This is a genomic window from Bradyrhizobium sp. WSM2793 (assembly GCF_000379585.1).
GTDB lineage: Bacteria > Pseudomonadota > Alphaproteobacteria > Rhizobiales > Xanthobacteraceae > Bradyrhizobium.
In genome coordinates this window covers 100,544-118,638 of the sequence record NZ_KB902813.1, presented here as the reverse complement: position 1 = coordinate 118,638, position 18,095 = coordinate 100,544, and the positions used below count along the sequence as shown (strand labels likewise).

Sequence of the window (18,095 nt, the reverse complement as noted above, 5' to 3'; positions counted from 1 at the left end):
CGACGCTTTGCGGGATCACCGGCCCGATGGGCAAGTAAGGCGCCCGGGCCGGCTCAAATCAACCCGTTTTGTTCTCCGGATCGACAATCGCCCGTTTGCCTTGAGACCCGGTCATCCTCGACAATGCAGGGCCACCTCGTATAGACGAGCCCGGCGGAACTTCCTCCAGCCAGCGGCCTGCCTGACAAGCCATGACCAAGCCCCAGCGATACGAACGCATCGCCTTCGTCGCCAGCCCGAGCAGCGAGGCGCAGACCGCCTTCAGCCAGCTCACCAGGGACTATGGCAATTGCGACCCCAGGGAGGCCGACGTCGTGGTCGCGCTGGGGGGCGACGGGCTGATGCTCCAGACGCTGCACCAGAACATGCGCACGGGAAAGCCGATCTACGGCATGCATCGCGGCACCGTCGGCTTCCTGATGAACGAATACGCGACGCACGATCTGCGCACGCGGCTCGAGACGGCGCATGAATCCGAGATCAATCCGCTCCTGATGCGTGCAACCGACGTCAATGACCGCGTCCATTTGCACCACGCCATCAACGAGGTCTACCTGTTCCGGCAGACCTCGCAGGCGGCGCGCCTGCGGATCCTGATCGACGAGCGCGAGCGCATGCCCGAGCTGATCGCCGACGGCATCATCGTGGCAACGCCGGCCGGTTCGACGGCCTACAATCTGTCGGCGCAGGGACCGATCCTGCCGATCAACGCCGCCCTTCTGGCACTGACCCCGATCAGCGCCTTCCGCCCGCGCCGCTGGCGCGGGGCGCTGCTGCCCAACACCGCCTATGTCGTGATCGAGGTGCTGGAGGACGACAAGCGTCCGGTCGCGGCCGTCGCCGACCATGAGGAGGTCCGCAGGGTCCGGCGGGTCGAGGTCCTGTCCGACAAGAGCATCTCGATGCGCATGCTGTTCGACCCCGGCCACAGCCTGGAAGAACGCATTTTGCGCGAGCAGTTCGGCTACTGAGCCCCTGCCCACGCACGCTGCGGGAGCCCGGTCGCAACCCTTCGTTAACCCTCGCCACGATATGGTTAACGAAGGTTGACCGCTTTGGCCCGGGCGTCATGTTCCGTATCGACTTCAACAAGCTGCGCTTCCTCGTCTGCGACGACAATCCGCATATGCGCCGCATCCTGCGGACGCTGCTGCATTCCTTCGGCGCGCGCGAGGTCTATGAGGCCGAGGACGGCGCCACCGCGCTCGAAATGTATAGCCATTACGTGCCTGACATCGTCATCACCGACTGGGCCATGCCGATCTTCGACGGGCTCGAGCTGGCGCAGATGATCCGGCAGCCGGAATCCAAGGGCAACCCCTACGCGCCGATCATCATGCTGACCGGCCATTCCGAGAAGCGCCGCGTCACCGTGGCGCGCGATGCCGGCGTCACCGAATTCCTTGCCAAGCCGATCTCGGCCAAGGGACTCTATCAGCGCATCCTCAACGTGGTCGCCAATCCCCGCCCCTTCATCAAGACCAAGACCTATTTCGGGCCGGACCGGCGCCGCAACACCAATTCCGCCTATATGGGTCCCGAGCGCCGCGTCGGCGAGAAGCACGAGGTGCTCCAGCAGCCCTCGCTGCTCGACAAGGCCCGCTCATCCATCTAGCGCAACGCCTTCAGACGAGGCAGGCATCATGGCGAAGAACAGCGCAAAGGACATCGAGGTCACGGCCTTCGCCACGCATCAAATCATCACGCAGCCCAACCCGCTGCGGAAAGTCCTGCGCCGGGTCGAAGACAAGGACATGGACGATCCGATCGGCCGCGCCGAGCAGGCGCTCGCGGGCCTGTCCGGCGAATTCAAGGATTGGATGACGACCGAGGTCAACCGTCTCTCGGCCGCCTATGTCGCCATCCGTAATGACGGCTTCACCAAGGAGCGGCGCGACGAGCTGTTCCGCGCCGCGCATGACATCAAGGGCGACGCCGCGACCTTCGGCTATCCAGCCGCGGCCGGTATCGCGGAGAGCCTGTGCCGCGTCATCGAGCACGCGCCGGATCTGGAAAAGGTGCCGGCCGAATTGTTCACGCACCACATCAACGCCATCCTCGCCATCGTGCACGAGAACACCAGGCTCGACAGCATCAGCGTCTCCGCCGAGCTCAGCCGCCGCCTGCGCAAGGTCGCCGACGATTATCTCACCCAGGTCAACCGCGACCGCCCCGAGCACCTCGAGGTGATCCTCGCGCCGAGCATAGCGCCGGCGGAGTAAAGGCCCGTCTTTTTCATCTCGTGGGAGGCTGCTCCATCCGCACGGGCAGCATCTTAGGGTGGGCAAAGCGAAGCGTGCCCACGATTCATCTCGAATCATACTGATAGGTCGTGGGCATGGCGCTGTGCGCCTTTGCCCACCCTGCGGCAGCTCGCTACGCGGCAATCAGATCGCCATACAGCGGATCGATCGTATCATCCGCGACCAGCTCGTCGCAGAACAGCCTTGCTTCCTCCCGCGCGGACTCCGTGGCGAAGCGGCGGAGCAGGACCATCAGCGGCTCGGTGACGCCGCGGTCGGTCTCGCAATGGGTGAGCACGCGCTCGACCATGCGCCGACGCAGCCGCACCGCTCCGTCGTCGCTGTCGACGAAGCCCTGCTCGTGGCAGGCATCGAGCGCGACCTGGAACGCCGCGAACGTCGCCTCGGGAAGCCCGGCGCGGCGCAGCAGCGCGTGCAGGCTGTTGCCGCCGCGGTCGTGCAGCAGCGCGGTGACGCGCGCCAGCGGCAGGTCGGCGAGCTCGGCCAGCGCCGCGTCGAACAGGTCGAGATTGCTCGACAACAGCGCCCGCAGGATGAGGCCCGCCGTGAGCTGGCCGGTGATGCGCAGGTGCCGCACCAGGCCCTGCATGTCCTCGCCGCGCGAGCGCGATGCGATGTTCATGGTGGAGCGGTCGCGCGCCTCGAGCGCGATGCGTTCGGCGCGGTCGGCGCTGAGCCAGTTCCGCGCCACGACGAATTGCGCCAGCGTCTCGGAGAGCTTCGCCACCAGCGCGGCACGCGTTGCGGACGGCAGATCGTCCAGCACCAGCATCGCCTCGCGGATCGCGGCGAGATGGCCGTGGCGCTCGACGATGCGATCCCAGGAGAAGGGAGCTAGCTCGGCATGGGGATTCTCGATCAGCTCCAGCGCGGCCGCCGCGCAGCCGACTTCGGCGATGGCGGCGCAGACCGAGACCGGCAGCGCGATGCGGCGTGCGACCGCGCATTGCACCTCGTCATTGCCGGTCGCGACGATGTCGACGAGATCGGCGTCGATCAGCAGCGGGGAATGTTCGAGCACGGGCAGCGCGACGGTCGGCTGGTCCGCCGACAGCGCCCGCACGATCGAGGCCGGCGCATCCGTGCTGCGCGCAAAAGCCTCGGCCATCGCCTGCCGCACCAGCGGCGAGGGATCGTCGAGCTGCATCAGAAGCGCGCCTTCGGCGGCGAGGCGGTCGTCGGTCGAAAGATCTGATATCAGCCAGGCCCGGGCCAACGCCCGTGTTGCCTCGGCCCGCTCGCCGGCGGGCGCCGTCCTGATCCAATTGATAAACTGCCGAACAATCATGCTGCTTCCGGCTTACACAACAAACGAAAATGGTGACGGCTCGTCACCTGCAACACAAAATAAACCACGACGCTTAACAAAGCGTTCACCATAACTGGCTGGTTTTATTGACGTTTTGTTAAGGGAACAGAGGCGCTGCAGCGCGGCCGGGACACGAGAGCGGGGTCAGCTCGAGAACGTGCCGCTGCGATCGCTGAACAGATCGAGCGGCTGCGGCGGACGCACATCCGGCGTCGCGGATGCAACTGAGGTCGCTGGTGCGACCGACGTGAGCGAGGCGTTGTTGCCCCACAATTTCTGCACTGTGGTCGAGACCGGCTGCGTGGCATCGCCGGGCTGATAGATCGAACGAAACACCGGCGCGGTCGGGGCATTGTCCGCAACCGTCGTCGGCGATGTCGCACTGACGGGCGTCACCGCGCGTGTGTTCGGGAAGGTCTGGAGATAGGCGGCGTTGTCGATAACAGGCGCGGTGGGCTGCACGCCGCTCGCGCTCGCAACCTCCGTGGTCGACGGCGTGCCGCCATACATCGCCATCGCGCTGCGGGTCGTTTTTGAATTGGCCGCGCTGGCGTAGCGTGCGTCCAGCACCGAATAGACTTCGGAGACGCTGCGGGCGCGGCCGTCCCTGGCGTAGAAGATCGAGCGGTTGGCAGATGCCGCATTGGGAAACAGCCGCGCGCCAACCGCTTGCGGATTGTCCTCGGCATTGGCGATCAGCTTTGCGGCGCCACCGACGCCCATGAAATGCGCCATGTAGAGTTCGCTGTCGCTCGGCCTGCGCCCGAGCAGGCCCGTCAACTTGAAACTGTTCGACTGCGTCAGCGCCGCCGCCATGCTGGAGGCGGCCTCGGGATCGTCGCGCAGCTTCATGATCGACCGCTTCATCGCGGGATCGTCGACGGCGTAGCCGCCCGACGTCGTCCTGGAGATCGCGTTGGCATAATTGCCATAGCCGAGCTGGGGGCCGGCCTCCTTCACCGTGCCGAGCCAGGTCTGGTCGATGAACTGGTAGAGCCCGTGCGCGGATGACGTCGTTGCACCCGCCGTCGGATCGAAATCCGATTCCATCTTGGCGGTGGTCAGCATGTACTGGAAGCTGACGCCTGAAACATTCGAGGCCTGCTTGATCGCACCGGCGACGCGCGCCCGCGACGGATCGAGAACCGCCGTCTGCGTGGCACTGGAATTGTCGACCGACATGATGAAGTGCCCGCCCCGCGCGGCGTTGAGCAGCGCCAGCAATTCGGCGCCCGTCGTCCCACCGTGGGACAGGTATGGTTAATGCGGGGTTAATTCGGGAGGGCGACCGCTCTCCGAGTCATTCCGGGGCGCGCGTAGCGCGAACTATGGCGCGCAGTTGCGCACCTGAGAATCTCGAGATTCCGGGTTCGGCTCTTTGAGCCGCCCCGGAATGACGGAAGTCATTTCTTGTAGACCGCGTCCGGATCGAACAGCCGCTCCGCATCGGCGAAGACGAGCCTGGCGCCGCCCGATTCACCCTCGACCTTGCGATAAAAGCACGACCTTCGCCCGGTGTGGCAGGCCGCGCCGATCTGCTCGACACGGATCCAGACTGCGTCCTGGTCGCAATCGGTGCGCATCTCGATCACGCGCTGGGTCTGCCCCGAGGTCTCACCTTTTCGCCACAAGGCATTGCGCGAGCGGCTGAAGTACCAGGCCTCGCCGGTCGCGATCGTCTTGCGCAGCGCCTCCTCGTTCATGTGCGCGACCATGAGCACGTCACCGGAGGCGACGTCGGTCGCGACGCAGGTCACGAGGCCGCTCGCGTCGAACTTGGGCAGGAAGGACAGGCCTTCCTCGATCTCATGGAAGTGGGCGGACACAGCGACCTCGCTAGAGCATGATCCGGAAAAGTGTGAAGCGGTTTTCCGAAAAGATCATGCTCAAACAACAGAGCTTTGCGAGGTCAGCGCTGCAGGCCTCGCACCAGGGACAGGAAACGGGCCTGCTCCGCCGGATTGTCGCGGAACATGCCGGTGAAGCGGCTGGTGAAGGTGGAGGCGCCATGCTTGGCGACGCCGCGCACCGACATGCAGGTATGCTCGGCCTCGATCAGCACCGCGACGCCGCGCGGCTTGAGGACCTCGTCGATCGCAGCCGCGATCTGCGCCGTCAGATGCTCCTGGGTCTGGAGCCTGCGGGCGAAGATGTCGGTGAGGCGGGCAAGCTTTGACAGGCCGACAACGCGTTCCACCGGCGTATAGGCGATGTGCGCCCTGCCGTAGAACGGCATCATGTGGTGCTCGCACTGCGAGGTGAACTCGATGTCGCGCACCAGGACGAAATCGTCATAGCCCGCGGTCTCGCCAAAGGTGCGGTCGAGCACTTCGGCCGGGCATTGGTGATAGCCCTGATAGAGCTCGTCGAAAGCCTCGACCACGCGGCGCGGCGTGTCGAGCAGGCCCTCGCGCTCGGTGTTCTCGCCGATATAGGCGAGCAACGTCTTCACCGCCTGTTCGGCCTCGGCACGCGCCGGGCGCGGCTGGTCGGCGCGGACGGCGGCCGCGAGGAATTCGGCAGGGTCAAGCTCGGCCGGGCGGCTCTCGGGCTGCCGGTCGGAGGGCTTGTTGGGGCGGATGGATTTGATGGTCGCGTCCATGTCTACTCCGTTCGACGGCCTTTCGGCCGGAGTGTCACCGGCAGACGGGGCGGCATGCCGCCGGACGCCTGAAGAGAACAGTTGAACCCGGCGAAAAAGGTCCTCACCTCTCCCGTCGGCCGCATGGCCTGTCGCCACCGCCGCTGGACTGTTTTTCCGCCAGTTCCGACCCTATATAGGACCGTGGACGGCGCCCGCCAAGGCCGATCCGATGCGGAAGTGCTGGACCCCATCACATGCTGAACGACATCTACAACAAGCGGATCATCGAACTGGCCGGGAATATTCCGCGCCTCGGACGGCTGCCGGATCCCGATGCCTCCGCCACCGCCCACTCCAAGCTGTGCGGCTCGACCGTGAAGGTCGATCTCAAGATGGAGGGCGACAGGGTCACCGACTTCGCCCATGACGTGAAGGCCTGCGCGCTCGGACAAGCCTCCTCATCCATCATGGCAAGTCGCATCGTCGGCTCGACTGCGAGCGAACTCCGTGAGTTACGCGAAACTGTTCGCAAGATGCTGAAGGAAAATGGTGCGCCTCCTGAAGGCAAATGGGAGGAGATCAAGTTCCTCGAGCCGGTCCGCGACTACAAGGCGCGGCACGCCTCGACGCTCCTGACCTTCGATGCGGTGGTCGACGCCATTGGCCAGATCGAAGCCAAGGCCAAGCAGCCGGCTGCGGCGCAGGGCTGAACTTCCCCAGGTCATTCCGGGGCGTCGCCAAGCGACGAACCCGGAATCATGATCAAGATTTCAGAGCTTACTTCTGCGTCGCCGGAGTCGGCGCGGCCACGCCACCGGTCGGCACCAGGGCTTCCGCCGTCTTGGTCGACTTGGCAGCTTGCGACTGCTCCGGTTCCGCGCCGAACCTCGCCTGCGTCTTCGGCGCAAGCTCGGCCATTGCCGGCGCGGAGATGTCCACATGCGGCAGCACGTCGGCCACGAGGTCGGTCGTCACGAGATTGGTGAGCTTGAGTTCGCCGGCGTCCAGCTCATGCAGGTCTTCCCAGGGCGGCACACTGAGCGCGAGCGACAGCAGATCGCCGGCTCCGCCCATGTCGAAGGTGTATTTGGCGAGCCGGCCGATGTCGCGTTCGACGATCATCAGGTCCTGCGCGCTGTAGCTCGCCGCCTTCGCATCGTCGGCGCGGTCGCCCATCCAGATCTGATGGACGCGGACATGGGCAGCTTCCGGCACGTAGCGCTTCTTGCCGGCCAGCAGCAGGAACACGCACATGGATTCGCAATAGGCCTCTGGCGCAACCGCCGGGCGGCCAGACTGCCCGCCGCGGAGACTTACGCCGACCGTGGTCAGGAGTCCGAGATTGCGGAAACGTCGGCCGAGGGTGATCGCGTCGTTGACGGAACCGCCGCTGGAATCGAGCACCACGGTGGCGCCGCCGAGCTGGCGTCCGCGGGAAAACTCCTCGAAATCCTTCGGTGTGTCAGCGGTGATGATGCCGACCGCGCTGACCCAGCCGCGGCAGTTCGGCTCGCAGGCAATCCAGTTGAACTTCATCGGCAGCTTGCGCTCTTCGAGAGCAACACCCGCGCGAGCCGATGACCCGAGTGTCGCGACGGCGCCAGCCAGCACGACTCCACAGACGGCGGTTCCCACCAGCAACCAGCCGCGAAGATTAAGGGAGTTCAGAAGTCTCAATCTGGTTCCTTCCCCAAGCCCCTAAGGTCCCCAACAATCCTTGGTAGCGCCCTCTGAGTCCATCATACAGGCGTATGTTTCTACACATGGACGTCACAAAAATGGTATCCGTGGGAATACAGATCGTCCACAGGTACTTGCTGCACTGCTCCCAAAAAGCACGCAAAATATGGCGCGCAAACAACAGCTTACAGTTCCCTGCGCCGGAACTGTGCAACACCTCGATCAACATCGCAGCAAAGCGCCCATGAAGCATTCAGCCTGCGAGCATTGTTCCAATCCGGTCGAAGGTGTGCTCCGGCTCCCGCGCAGATTCGGCCGTGCGCTGATCTGGCTCTACCGGCACACGCTGTCGCCCCTGGTTGGTTACAATTGCCGGCATCTGCCGACCTGCTCCGTCTATGGCGACGAGGCGATCGAACGCTTCGGTCTCTGGGCCGGCGGCTGGATGACGCTCGCGCGCCTGCTCCGCTGCAATCCGTTCGGCACGTCGGGCATCGACAATGTACCGCTCACCGCACCGCCAGGCGCACACTGGTATCTGCCATGGCGCTACGGCCGTTGGCGCGGCGTCAATGCATCCTGAGAGTGCCGCGATGCTTTGCGCATCGGTGGCCTGAGGGGAACCGTAAGGGTTCTTCCCGCGTTGTTTTGATGCTCCCCCGGGAGGAAACAACAATGCGCTGGAAAATCAGCCCTCATCTTCACTTTAGGCCTTTTCACTTCGGGCTTTCTCACTTCAGGCCTGGGCCAACCCCCGGCTCCAGGCGGCACCACGACCCCAGAACCTTGGATCTGCTCGCGATCGTCGCCTTGCTGGCGCTCGTGCTTGGCTCCGGCTGGTATCTGGCGACGAGTTTAGCCACCGCGCCGAGCACGACAGCGTTCATCGTGCCGAGCCAGAGCGTGCACTGGTGATTATCGGAACCAGTAAAAGCGCCCGGGCGGCGGCGGGATCGGCTCGGGCGGCCGCAGCCGTTTTGAACGCGGCGGTTTCGGCGTCGGATCGGCCGACGAGGTGGCCTCCCCGCCCGGCGCCGTTTCGATGCCCGGCACCCTCACCGCCAGCAGCAAATTGGATTCGTGCATCCGCCAGCGGTAGCCGACGCCGAAATCGATCGGCTGGGCCCGGGTGAACAACTCGGAATAGCGCTCCTGGTAGCGGCCGGGGAATTCGTCGATCGGCCCGAGATAGCGGCCGAACGGGAAGAAACGCCATTGCCGCGCGCCGTAGTTCGCAAGCGGAATCCCGGAATCGTCCTGGATGATGGTGGCGCTGTTGGCAAGCAACCAGTCGCGAACGACGATGAAGTTTCCGGAGTGCATGAGATAGGACGCGCTCTTGAGCAGGCTGTTGCCGGGCCCGAGCGTCTCGCAGAATTTCAAGAATCCGGTGTTGCGCGCGCCGGAATTGGAAAGATCGGTCGAGAAATAATACAGCGTGCGCGTTTCCCCGTCGCTGCCGGCGAAGGTGATGCGAACGCCCCGCGTCGCGTTACGCCCCGGATTGTCGTCGCCGACACGCAAGCCCCCCTTGTCGTCGAGCGCGATCATCTCGACGTTGCGGATGGTCTTGCCGGAGCGCGCCAGGAAAACATACAGGATCGGCAAGGTGCCGTTGACCTGGTTGGCGTGCAGGTCGACCTTCATCTGCTTGGTGATGAAGAAGGAAAAGCTCAGGATCGAGCCGAGCGAGCGCTCGACATTGTAGAGCGCGGCGCCGATCGAACCGCGCGGCAGCCGGGTCAAATCGGGCACGGCGCCGACCGGCTCCAGCGCGCCAAGCACGTAGGTGCTGGCCTTGGAATAGAAGGCGTTGGCGTAGAGGAAATCGGGACCGCTGAACATGTAGAACATGGTCGGCCGGGGCGCGGCGAGATTGACGTCGGCCCAATCGCGGATCTTGGAGAGCTGGCGCTGTTCGAGCTGGGCGAAGGCGCCGTCGAAGAATTTTGCGTGGCGCTGCCAGCCTGGGTCCTTCGTGAGCGCCACCAGTGGCGAGTCCGCCGAAGGCTGCATGCCCGCGAGGAAGCGCGCGGTGTCATCGAAGGTGGCGTCGGCGGCGCGGGCGGACGAGACGGCCGCGGCCAGCAGGGCAAGAGCTGTGGCCGCAATTCTGAGGGGACGAAACATGTCTATGCGCGATCGTGTGAATTGCCAGCGGCGACCGGCCGCCTGCGGAAAACAGCATAAATCACTAGGCCCGAGAGCATAACGAGCATCCCCGCGAGCGACTGCAGCGGCCGCTCGGTCAACAGGTAGTACATCATGAACGCGGTCACGAGCAGGAAAACCAGGGGCGTGAACGGGTATCCCCAGGCGCGATAGGGCCTCGGCAAATCGGGATCGGTGATGCGCAGCTTGATGACGCCGGCGACCGTGAAGAACGAGCAGAACAACAGTGCGAACTGGATGAAGTCGAGCACCGCCTCGAAGCTGCGCGTGAACAGCAGCAGATTGGCGACAGCGAGCTGAAACAGGATCGCATAGGCCGGTGCGCCGCTCGCCGATCGCTTCGAGAACACGCGTAAGGCGGGAATGTCCTCCCCCATCGTCATCATCACGCGCGGGCCGATCCACATCATCGCGCTGATCGAGGAGATCAGGCCAACGCAGATCATCGCGCCGACGATCCGACCGCCGAGGCTGCCGAAGATGGCGCTACCGGCAACGCTGGCGACATCGAGCTGACCGGCAAGCGCACCGACGGGCGTCGAATGGAGAAACACTGCATTCAGCGCGACGTACAGCACGAGCACGATCAGCGTGCCCGCCAGCAGCGCGCGCGGCAGATTCCGCTGCGGCATGTTCATCTCGCCGATGATGTAGGTCGCGGCGTTCCAGCCCGAGAACGAATACATCACGAAGACCAGCCCGATCGCAAACGGCGCGCTGACGATGTGGGCGAGATCGCCCGGCTGCGGCGCGAACGTGATCGGTTGCGGGGCAGCGATGACGAAGCCGGCGACCAGGAAGGCGACGATCAGCGCGACCTTGATGATGGTCGCGATCAGCTGGAAGGTCGAGGAGTGCCTGACGCCGGTCAGTTGCACGAGCGAGACCAGCCACACCACGGCGATGGCGAGCGGGATCGGCGGCAGATCGGGCACGACCGATTTGGCGTATTCGCCGAACGCCATCGCGGCGAGCGCGACGGGCGCTGCGAAGCCGACCGTCGCCGACACCCAGCCGGCGAGAAAGCCGAAGGCGGGATGATAGGCGCGACCGAGGAAATTGTACTCGCCGCTCGAGCGCGGAAACATCGCCCCGAGCTCGCTATAGGCGAACACCCCGCACAGCGCGACGATGCCGCCGACGGTCCACAGCAGCAGGATCGAGAAGCCGGACGGGATGTCCTTGACCTGGAAGCCGAGGCTGGTGAAGACGCCGACCCCGATCATGTCGGCCACGACGATGGCGGTTGCGACCAGAACTGAGACCCCGGTCCCGCTTCCGGTCAGCCGGCCAGTCCAGGGCGCGGTTCCCGCATTTGATGCCGTCATCGGGGTCCTTAACCTCAGGCGTCGTGCCTCATGGGCGCATCGTGCAGGTTGGCCCAGTCAATTCAAGCAGGGTTAACAAGGGCTAAATGAGGCGACGGAAGCAGGTAATTGAACACCGCTTATTCTGCTCCCAAGCGCTAAAGCTGCTCCAGCCCCGGGAAAGCCCGTCCCCCTCCCCCACAATCAGGACACGATTGCATGGTCCTTTTGAGCGTTCCGGATGTGGGGAAGTTCTCCGGACGCTTAACGTCACCTAAACGCCGGTCGGCTCAATTGTCTCTTAATACGCCGATGGACGTGACTTTGGGGTCATGGGTGGATGGTCGGGGCCGTTCCGAAATTGAGAGCTGACATGCGTGCCGACCGGACGTCGTCCGGTGCGCGCGGTCATGCGCTCCGGGTCGGCCTGATCTCAGCCTTGGTGCCGCTGTCGCTGACACTGGTTCAATGCGGCAAGGCGCCCAATCCGGCGGCCCTCGCGGCGAATTCGCAGGCCAATGTTCAGGTCGTTGCGAAGACAAATCAGCAAGTCGCGAGCGGCGACACGTTCGAGGATCGCTTCCCCGCCCCGCAATTCGGGGAGCGCTTCCCCTCGGCGAGCGAGAGTTTTCTGCAGCGGCAGATGTCGGACTTCTCGCCGAAGCGGGCCGTGCAGCAACCGCCCCCGGAGCAGGCCCCCTACAAGGTCGCTTCGCTCGAGCCGCAGGTCCCCTACAAGCGTTCGCCCCGCGACGACCTAACGACGCTCGTCAGCATGAAGTCGTCGGCCTTCCCCTATTTCGGCAACAACCCCGCCTCCGACGCGCCGTTCCTCAACGTCGCCAAGGGCGACCGCCGCGGCCATCGCAGCTATTCCGGTCGCGTGTTCTGGCAGGACGAGACCTACAATGACAGCCGCGTGCTGATGCACGTGCCCGAGCATTTCGACGTCCGCAAGCCCGGCGTGATCGTGGTGTTCTTCCACGGCAATGGCGCAACGCTCGAACGCGACGTGCGTGATCGCCAGCTGGTGCCGAAGCAGATCACCGATTCCGGCGCCAATGCCGTGCTGCTCGCCCCGCAGATGGCCGTCGATGCCGCCGATTCCAGCGCCGGCAAGTTCTGGCAACCTGGCGGCTTCAAGCGCTTCATGGCGGAATCGGCCGACCACCTCGCCCGCGTCACCGGCGACCCCAACGGCGCCCGCGCCTTCGCCAACATGCCGATCGTGATCGTCGGCTACAGCGGCGGCTTCCTGCCGACGGCCTGGAGCCTCGAGGTCGGCGGCATCAGCGACCGCGTCCGCGGCGTCGTGCTGCTCGACGCCGTCTATGGCGAGATGGACAAGTTCGCGTCCTGGATCGAGAACCACCGTTCCGGCTTCTTCGTCAGCGCCTACACCCGCCACACCGCGCGGCGCGATCGCGAGCTGATGAGCATGCTCCGCCAGAAGGGCATCAGTGTCGCAGAGGACATGGACGGTCCCTTGCGTCCCGGCAGCGTGGTGTTCGTCGAGACCGGCGAGGGCATCACCCATCGCGACTACGTCACCCGCGCCTGGACGCGGGATCCACTCAAGGATGTGCTGGTGAAGATGTCGGCGACGCCGGCGCTGGCGCTGACCCGCGTGGCCGCCACCAGTTCCGGCGCATCGAGCCGATAGGTTTGGATGTTGGTCCAGCCGGTGTCCGGCTGCATTGCCTGCAATTCCCTCAGGCTCTGATCAAAATGTAATGTTGATGGCCGACATCCCCGGGTGCCACCGGATTGCTTCCGCCAGCAAGGCTCATAGTTTGCCGGCCAGTTTGCGATTGGAATTCGGTGGGGACAGGCAGTGCGTCAGGGATTGTACAAGGTCGACTTCCATACCGTTCATGGAACGGGCTGCGGCGTCGTCTATGTGATGGATAGCAAGATGCGCGGGGGCAATTCCGCGTTCGCCTTCATCGGCACCTATCAGGGCGAAGGCGACAGCATCAAGGTCAAGATCTCGACCCAGCGCTACAACGACGATCCCTCCTTCAAGGCTCTGTTCGGCACCGACCGGATCACGCTGGCGCTCGCCGGCCGGGAGGACGGCGACACCGCCGAATTCGAGGGCAACGCGCTGCAGGCGCCGGGCGTTGCCTTCCGGGCCGTGCTGAGCCGGATCAGCGACTGAGCTTCAGCTCGTCTACGATCAGCTCTTGTCAGTACTAGCTCTTGGGCAGCTTCGGAATGCTCTCGGCAAAACCGTTGAAGCAGGCCAGCCGCTCGTCCTCTTCCTTGAAGAAGCGGCAATCGGCGTAGCCCTTGGCCTTCGCCGGCTTCGGCTTCGGCGCCGGCGCGATCACCGCGTCGTAGCAGTTGAGGCGGTCCTTGGTGCCGTCGTCGAGCTCGAGGCAGGCCTGGAGCCGGGCCGCGATCGATTGCGGCTTGCCCTTCGCCGCTGCGGCCGGCTTGGCCGCTGCCTCCTTCGTCCCCTTGGGCTTGACCTGCACCAAGGGCTTGTCCCCCACCATCGGTGGCTTGTCGGCTTGCGCAAACGCGGAGGCTGAATAGAGCACCGCAGCAACCGCCAGAATCATCCTCATTTCAGTCAACTCTCTTTGGTCCCCATGACCGGCGTTCTAGCGCTCCCGCGCGCGGTTTGCCAAGCACATTGCGTACACGAAGCCGCGGGATTCAGGCCGTTGCGGCCGCAGGCCGGGGCCGGGTCAGGACCACCAGGATCAGCGCCAGCAGGACGAAACCGACGGCGACGAAGCCGAGCGCATGCAGGAGTTCGCGGGCGAACAGCAGCCCTCCGACGGCGGAGCCAACCGCCTGGCCGATATAGAGGACGGACGTATTGAGCGCGACGGTCGCCGATGCCAGCCGCGGCGCGGCCGCGACCAGCCGCACCTGCTGCATCGAATTGGTCGAGGCAAAGCCGAGGCCCCAGATCGCGACTCCGACCGTCATGAAGGCTAGCGTGCCGGCGCCGAGCGCCCAGCCCGTGATGCCCGCAAGCAGCAGGCAGGTGAACAGCAGCGAGGTCCGATAGGGGCCCGAGGTGTCGACGATGCGGGTGGCGATGACGACGCCGAGGAAGCCGCAGACGCCGTAAAGCGCGAACACCATGCCGACCGCATCGGGACCGGCACCGGTGAGCTTCTTGAGCAACGGGCCCATGAAGGTGAACACCACGAACTGCCCCGACATTTGCAGCATGGTGATCGCCAGCAGCAGCAGAATTGTGCTGTTGCGGCCGACGTCGCGCCAGGTCTTCAGGTCCACCGGCGCGCCTTTCAGGCCTGCCGGCAGACGCAGCAGCAACAAGAGGAAACTGATGCAGCCGAGCGCGCCGATCTCGCCATAGGCTGCGCGCCAGCCATAGCGGCTGGCGATGAAGGTGATCAGCGGAAGGCCAACGGCGGCAGCCAGCGACCAGCCGAGGAAGATATAGGCGATGGTACTGCCCCGCCGCTCCACCGGCACGATCAACGCCGCCGTGCCGGCGGCCTGCGGCGTGTAGAGCGCACCGACCGCGAGCATCACGAGACGGATGGCGAGGAGGCTGGTGTAATCGGGTGCAAAGGCCGAGGCGAGATTGCCGAAGGCGAGCACCGCCAGCGTCGTCGTGAGCAGCGTCCGCCGTTCGATGCGGCTTGTCAGCCAGGCCGTCAGCGGCGAGCCGATGCACAGCGTGATCGCGCCGAAGGTGATGAGGAGCCCGGCCGCGTGAATGCTGACGTCGAGCCCCGTCGCCAACTCCGGCAGCATGCCCGCCGGGGCCAGCACCGAGCAGCCGGTGACGAGATTGCCGAGCATCAAGGCGGTTGGCGCGAAACGAGGGGCGCGTGCATTTTCCATGCAAGTGCATGTAGAGCAGCCGCCGGGCCAGTTAAAGGGCCGGTGCGAAATAGTTCGTGCGCACACCCGTTTTATGCGCCGATTTTCTTGGAATTGCCGGATTGCGCAGGCCGAATCGCCTGATATATCGCTCGTTCCCGCTTACCTGCGCTCGTTCGCAGGAGTGAGCCTCAGGAGAAAAGCAATGACTGACCAGTCCAAGGACCAGCCGAAGTCCGAATCCGGCTTCCAATATTCCCTCAGCAATCTGAAGCCCGTGACCCCCGCCGCCAAAGTTACCCTCACCTTCCCGGACGGCGCCCAGCGTCAATACGACCAAAGCATCACCGGCCTCGATATCGCCAAGGGCATCTCGCCGTCGCTGGCCAAACGCACGGTCGCGATGGCGCTCGACGGCGTCGTCGCCGACCTCAACGATCCCATCGAGGCCGACGCCAAGCTCGAGCTGATCAGCCGCGACGATCCGCGCGCGCTCGAATTGATCCGCCACGATTGCGCCCACGTGCTGGCTGAGGCCGTGCAGACGCTGTGGCCGGGCACGCAGGTCACCATCGGTCCCGTGATCGAGAACGGCTTCTATTACGACTTCTTCCGCAACGAGCCGTTCACGCCGGAAGACTTTGCCGCGATCGAGAAGAAGATGCGCGAGATCATCGCGCGCGACAAACCCTTCACCAAGGAAGTCTGGGACCGCGAGAAGACCAAGCAGGTGTTCCGCGACAAGGGCGAGGCCTTCAAGGTCGAGCTGGTCGACGCCATTCCCGGCACCGAGCCGATCAAGATCTACTATCAGGGCGACTGGTTCGATCTGTGCCGCGGCCCGCACATGACCTCGACCGGCAAGGTCGGCAACGCCTTCAAGCTGATGAAGGTGGCCGGCGCCTACTGGCGCGGCGACAGCAACAACCCGATGCTGACACGCATCTACGGCACGGCCTTCGCCAAGCAGGAGGACCTCGACGCTTATCTCAAGCAGATCGAGGAAGCCGAGAAGCGCGACCATCGCAAGCTCGGGCGCGAGCTCGACCTCTTCCATTTCCAGGAGGAAGGTCCGGGCGTCGTGTTCTGGCATCCCAAGGGCTGGACCATCTTCCAGCAGCTGATCGCCTATATGCGTAGGCGCCTGACCGGCGACTACAGCGAGGTCAACGCACCGCAGATCCTCGACAAGGTGCTGTGGGAGACCTCGGGCCATTGGGGCTGGTACCGCGAGAACATGTTCGCGGCGCAGTCGGCCGGCGACGAGGCCGAGGACAAGCGCTGGTTTGCGCTCAAGCCGATGAACTGCCCGGGTCACGTGCAGATCTTCAAGCACGGCCTGAAGAGCTACCGCGACCTGCCCTTGCGCCTCGCCGAGTTCGGCGTGGTGCATCGCTATGAGCCCTCCGGCGCCATGCACGGCCTGATGCGCGTGCGCGGTTTCACCCAGGACGACGCGCACATCTTCTGCACCGAGGACCAGCTCGCCGAAGAGTGCCTGAAGATCAACGAGCTCATCCTGTCCACCTATGCCGATTTCGGCTTCACCGGCGATCTCACGGTGAAGCTGTCGACGCGGCCGGACAAGCGCGTCGGCACCGACGAGATGTGGGATCACGCCGAACGCGTGATGGCCACCGTGCTGCGCGAGATCCAGTCGCAGAACAATCACATCAAGACCGAGATCAACCCGGGCGAAGGCGCCTTCTACGGGCCGAAGTTCGAATATGTCCTCCGCGATGCCATCGGCCGCGACTGGCAGTGCGGCACCACGCAGGTCGACTTCAACCTGCCGGAGCGGTTCGGCGCGTTCTACATCGACCATGACGGCGGCAAGAAGCCGCCTGTCATGGTGCACCGGGCGATCTGCGGCTCGATGGAGCGCTATATCGGCATCCTGATCGAGCATTATGCCGGCAACTTCCCGCTCTGGCTCTCGCCGGTGCAGGCGGTGGTCACGACCATCACCTCGGAAGGCGACGAGTACGCGAAGGTGGTGATGGAGCAGGCACGCCGCGCCGGGCTTCGGGTCGAGATCGACCTGCGCAACGAAAAGATCAACTACAAGGTCCGCGAGCACTCGCTGGCCAAGATCCCGGCCCTGCTCGTGGTCGGCAAGAAGGAGGCCGAGACGCATTCGGTCTCGGTCCGCCGCCTCGGCAGCGACGGCCAGAAGGTGATGACGACCGAGGAGGCGATCGCCGCCCTGGTCGACGAGGCAACCCCGCCGGACGTCAAGCGGGTGCGGGGCGCGGTCTGATCCCTGAAATCGATCTAAACTCGCTTCCGGTTGCGGGCGTGCATGCTTATCTCCGCATGGCACGCCCGACGACCAGTTGAAGAGGATCTCCCAGTGCCCGACGCCATCGAACTCCTGAAGACCCGCCGCTCGGTCAAGCCGCGCGAGATGACCGGACCCGGCCCTTCGGCGGCCGAGCTCGAGACCATCCTCACCATCGGCGCCCGCGTGCCCGACCATGGCAAGCTGGCGCCCTGGCGCTTCATCATCTTCGAGGGCGACGCCCGCCAGCGCGCCGGCGAGGTGATCGCGAAGGTGTTTGCCCGGAAAAATCCCGGCGCGCCCGCCGCCGACGTCGAGATTGAGCGCAAGCGCCTCACCGACGCGCCGCTGGTGATCGGCATCGTCAGCTTCACCAGGCCGCATCCGAAGGTGCCGGCGTTCGAGCAGGAATTGTCGGCGGGCGCCAGCGCCATGAACATCGTCACGGCCGCGACCGCGCTCGGCTACGGCGCCTGCTGGCTGACCGGCTGGTTCTCGTTCGATCGCGAGGTGCTCGATGGCCTCGGCCTCAAGCCGGACGAAAAGCTCGCCGGCTTCATCCACGTGGGCACGCCGACCAAGCCGAGCGAAGACCGTCCGCGGCCGTTCCTTTCGGAAATCGTGACGCGTTTTTAATCGAAGGCTTGTTGACGCCTCTGGCGTCTTGCGGCTTTGATCCCGGCCA

General features: G+C 64.8%; 19 protein-coding genes. 10 read left to right on the top strand and 9 right to left on the bottom strand.

Going from position 1 to position 18,095, the window contains the following annotated elements:
- The first annotated feature begins 191 nt into the window (after positions 1 to 191).
- The 3 genes from A3AS_RS0135185 to A3AS_RS0135175 all read left to right on the top strand — a co-directional run bounded on the left by A3AS_RS0135185 (position 192) and on the right by A3AS_RS0135175 (position 2,222).
- Positions 192 to 971: an NAD kinase gene (locus tag A3AS_RS0135185; RefSeq protein ID WP_018322166.1), complete on the top strand. Its 780-nt coding sequence runs from the start codon at positions 192 to 194 to the stop codon at positions 969 to 971.
- A gap of 98 nt (positions 972 to 1,069) precedes the next feature.
- Complete coding sequence (locus A3AS_RS0135180) at positions 1,070 to 1,615, top strand: response regulator (protein ID WP_008549760.1); 546 nt, start codon at positions 1,070 to 1,072, stop codon at positions 1,613 to 1,615.
- 28 nt (positions 1,616 to 1,643) lie between these two features.
- Complete coding sequence (locus A3AS_RS0135175; RefSeq protein ID WP_018322165.1) at positions 1,644 to 2,222, top strand: Hpt domain-containing protein; 579 nt, start codon at positions 1,644 to 1,646, stop codon at positions 2,220 to 2,222.
- A 154-nt stretch (positions 2,223 to 2,376) separates the two neighbouring features.
- Here the strand turns inward: A3AS_RS0135175 and A3AS_RS0135170 are convergent, their stop codons facing one another.
- The 4 genes from A3AS_RS0135170 to folE all read right to left on the bottom strand — a co-directional run bounded on the left by A3AS_RS0135170 (position 2,377) and on the right by folE (position 6,175).
- Positions 2,377 to 3,552 carry a DUF2336 domain-containing protein gene (locus A3AS_RS0135170; protein ID WP_018322164.1) on the bottom strand — a complete coding sequence of 392 codons (1,176 nt, stop codon included), beginning with the start codon at positions 3,550 to 3,552 and terminating at the stop codon, positions 2,377 to 2,379.
- Positions 3,553 to 3,717: 165 nt separating this feature from the next.
- On the bottom strand, positions 3,718 to 4,797 hold the full coding sequence (locus A3AS_RS0135165; RefSeq protein ID WP_018322163.1) for a transglycosylase: 1,080 nt from the start codon (positions 4,795 to 4,797) through the stop codon (positions 3,718 to 3,720).
- Between the two features lie 179 nt (positions 4,798 to 4,976).
- Positions 4,977 to 5,399, bottom strand: a complete 423-nt coding sequence (hisI, locus tag A3AS_RS0135160; protein WP_018322162.1) for a phosphoribosyl-AMP cyclohydrolase — start codon at positions 5,397 to 5,399, stop codon at positions 4,977 to 4,979.
- Between the two features lie 83 nt (positions 5,400 to 5,482).
- On the bottom strand, positions 5,483 to 6,175 hold the full coding sequence (gene folE / locus A3AS_RS0135155; protein WP_018322161.1) for a GTP cyclohydrolase I FolE: 693 nt from the start codon (positions 6,173 to 6,175) through the stop codon (positions 5,483 to 5,485).
- A 236-nt stretch (positions 6,176 to 6,411) separates the two neighbouring features.
- Here folE and A3AS_RS0135150 point away from each other — a divergent pair, with 236 nt between their 5' ends.
- Entirely contained in the window at positions 6,412 to 6,867 is a 456-nt protein-coding gene (locus A3AS_RS0135150) for an iron-sulfur cluster assembly scaffold protein (RefSeq protein ID WP_018322160.1), read from the top strand.
- A 67-nt stretch (positions 6,868 to 6,934) separates the two neighbouring features.
- Here A3AS_RS0135150 and A3AS_RS0135145 read toward each other — a convergent pair whose 3' ends face one another.
- Entirely contained in the window at positions 6,935 to 7,834 is a 900-nt protein-coding gene (locus A3AS_RS0135145) for a hypothetical protein (RefSeq protein ID WP_026202696.1), read from the bottom strand.
- Positions 7,835 to 8,081: 247 nt separating this feature from the next.
- Here A3AS_RS0135145 and yidD point away from each other — a divergent pair, with 247 nt between their 5' ends.
- A complete protein-coding gene (gene yidD, locus A3AS_RS0135140; RefSeq protein WP_026202695.1) occupies positions 8,082 to 8,420 on the top strand; it encodes a membrane protein insertion efficiency factor YidD in 339 nt (112 codons plus the stop codon).
- 92 nt (positions 8,421 to 8,512) lie between these two features.
- A complete protein-coding gene (locus A3AS_RS50185) occupies positions 8,513 to 8,752 on the top strand; it encodes a hypothetical protein (protein WP_026202694.1) in 240 nt (79 codons plus the stop codon).
- On the opposite strand, the gene A3AS_RS0135130 is transcribed toward A3AS_RS50185, so the two are convergent.
- Together A3AS_RS0135130 and A3AS_RS0135125 are read right to left on the bottom strand one after the other, a co-directional pair.
- Complete coding sequence (locus tag A3AS_RS0135130) at positions 8,753 to 9,967, bottom strand: hypothetical protein (RefSeq protein ID WP_018322156.1); 1,215 nt, start codon at positions 9,965 to 9,967, stop codon at positions 8,753 to 8,755.
- Positions 9,968 to 9,969: 2 nt separating this feature from the next.
- The gene (locus tag A3AS_RS0135125; protein ID WP_018322155.1) at positions 9,970 to 11,337 is read right to left on the bottom strand and encodes an APC family permease; all 1,368 of its coding nucleotides are present in this window, start codon (positions 11,335 to 11,337) and stop codon (positions 9,970 to 9,972) included.
- Positions 11,338 to 11,689: 352 nt separating this feature from the next.
- Here A3AS_RS0135125 and A3AS_RS0135120 point away from each other — a divergent pair, with 352 nt between their 5' ends.
- Together A3AS_RS0135120 and A3AS_RS0135115 are read left to right on the top strand one after the other, a co-directional pair.
- Positions 11,690 to 12,979, top strand: coding sequence for a hypothetical protein (locus A3AS_RS0135120; RefSeq protein WP_018322154.1), 1,290 nt, complete (start codon positions 11,690 to 11,692; stop codon positions 12,977 to 12,979).
- Positions 12,980 to 13,150: 171 nt separating this feature from the next.
- Complete coding sequence (locus tag A3AS_RS0135115; RefSeq protein WP_026202692.1) at positions 13,151 to 13,477, top strand: GrlR family regulatory protein; 327 nt, start codon at positions 13,151 to 13,153, stop codon at positions 13,475 to 13,477.
- A 34-nt stretch (positions 13,478 to 13,511) separates the two neighbouring features.
- Here A3AS_RS0135115 and A3AS_RS0135110 read toward each other — a convergent pair whose 3' ends face one another.
- A complete protein-coding gene (locus A3AS_RS0135110) occupies positions 13,512 to 13,889 on the bottom strand; it encodes a hypothetical protein (protein WP_018322153.1) in 378 nt (125 codons plus the stop codon).
- A gap of 91 nt (positions 13,890 to 13,980) precedes the next feature.
- The gene (locus A3AS_RS0135105) at positions 13,981 to 15,150 is read right to left on the bottom strand and encodes an MFS transporter (RefSeq protein ID WP_018322152.1); all 1,170 of its coding nucleotides are present in this window, start codon (positions 15,148 to 15,150) and stop codon (positions 13,981 to 13,983) included.
- 184 nt (positions 15,151 to 15,334) lie between these two features.
- Here A3AS_RS0135105 and thrS point away from each other — a divergent pair, with 184 nt between their 5' ends.
- Together thrS and A3AS_RS0135095 are read left to right on the top strand one after the other, a co-directional pair.
- Positions 15,335 to 17,389, top strand: a complete 2,055-nt coding sequence (thrS, locus tag A3AS_RS0135100; protein ID WP_018322151.1) for a threonine--tRNA ligase — start codon at positions 15,335 to 15,337, stop codon at positions 17,387 to 17,389.
- Positions 17,390 to 17,482: 93 nt separating this feature from the next.
- Complete coding sequence (locus tag A3AS_RS0135095) at positions 17,483 to 18,046, top strand: nitroreductase (RefSeq protein WP_018322150.1); 564 nt, start codon at positions 17,483 to 17,485, stop codon at positions 18,044 to 18,046.
- The last annotated feature ends 49 nt before the right edge of the window (positions 18,047 to 18,095 follow it).

Coding starts and splice junctions, on each gene's coding strand:
- A3AS_RS0135185 (WP_018322166.1), top strand. CDS start 192: ATGACCAAGCCCCAGCGATACGAACGCATCGCCTTCGTCGCCAGCCCG.
- A3AS_RS0135180 (WP_008549760.1), top strand. CDS start 1,070: ATGTTCCGTATCGACTTCAACAAGCTGCGCTTCCTCGTCTGCGACGAC.
- A3AS_RS0135175 (WP_018322165.1), top strand. CDS start 1,644: ATGGCGAAGAACAGCGCAAAGGACATCGAGGTCACGGCCTTCGCCACG.
- A3AS_RS0135170 (WP_018322164.1), bottom strand. CDS start 3,552: ATGATTGTTCGGCAGTTTATCAATTGGATCAGGACGGCGCCCGCCGGC.
- folE (WP_018322161.1), bottom strand. CDS start 6,175: ATGGACGCGACCATCAAATCCATCCGCCCCAACAAGCCCTCCGACCGG.
- A3AS_RS0135150 (WP_018322160.1), top strand. CDS start 6,412: ATGCTGAACGACATCTACAACAAGCGGATCATCGAACTGGCCGGGAAT.
- yidD (WP_026202695.1), top strand. CDS start 8,082: ATGAAGCATTCAGCCTGCGAGCATTGTTCCAATCCGGTCGAAGGTGTG.
- A3AS_RS50185 (WP_026202694.1), top strand. CDS start 8,513: ATGCGCTGGAAAATCAGCCCTCATCTTCACTTTAGGCCTTTTCACTTC.
- A3AS_RS0135130 (WP_018322156.1), bottom strand. CDS start 9,967: ATGTTTCGTCCCCTCAGAATTGCGGCCACAGCTCTTGCCCTGCTGGCC.
- A3AS_RS0135125 (WP_018322155.1), bottom strand. CDS start 11,337: ATGACGGCATCAAATGCGGGAACCGCGCCCTGGACTGGCCGGCTGACC.
- A3AS_RS0135120 (WP_018322154.1), top strand. CDS start 11,690: ATGCGTGCCGACCGGACGTCGTCCGGTGCGCGCGGTCATGCGCTCCGG.
- A3AS_RS0135110 (WP_018322153.1), bottom strand. CDS start 13,889: ATGAGGATGATTCTGGCGGTTGCTGCGGTGCTCTATTCAGCCTCCGCG.
- A3AS_RS0135105 (WP_018322152.1), bottom strand. CDS start 15,150: ATGGAAAATGCACGCGCCCCTCGTTTCGCGCCAACCGCCTTGATGCTC.
- thrS (WP_018322151.1), top strand. CDS start 15,335: ATGACTGACCAGTCCAAGGACCAGCCGAAGTCCGAATCCGGCTTCCAA.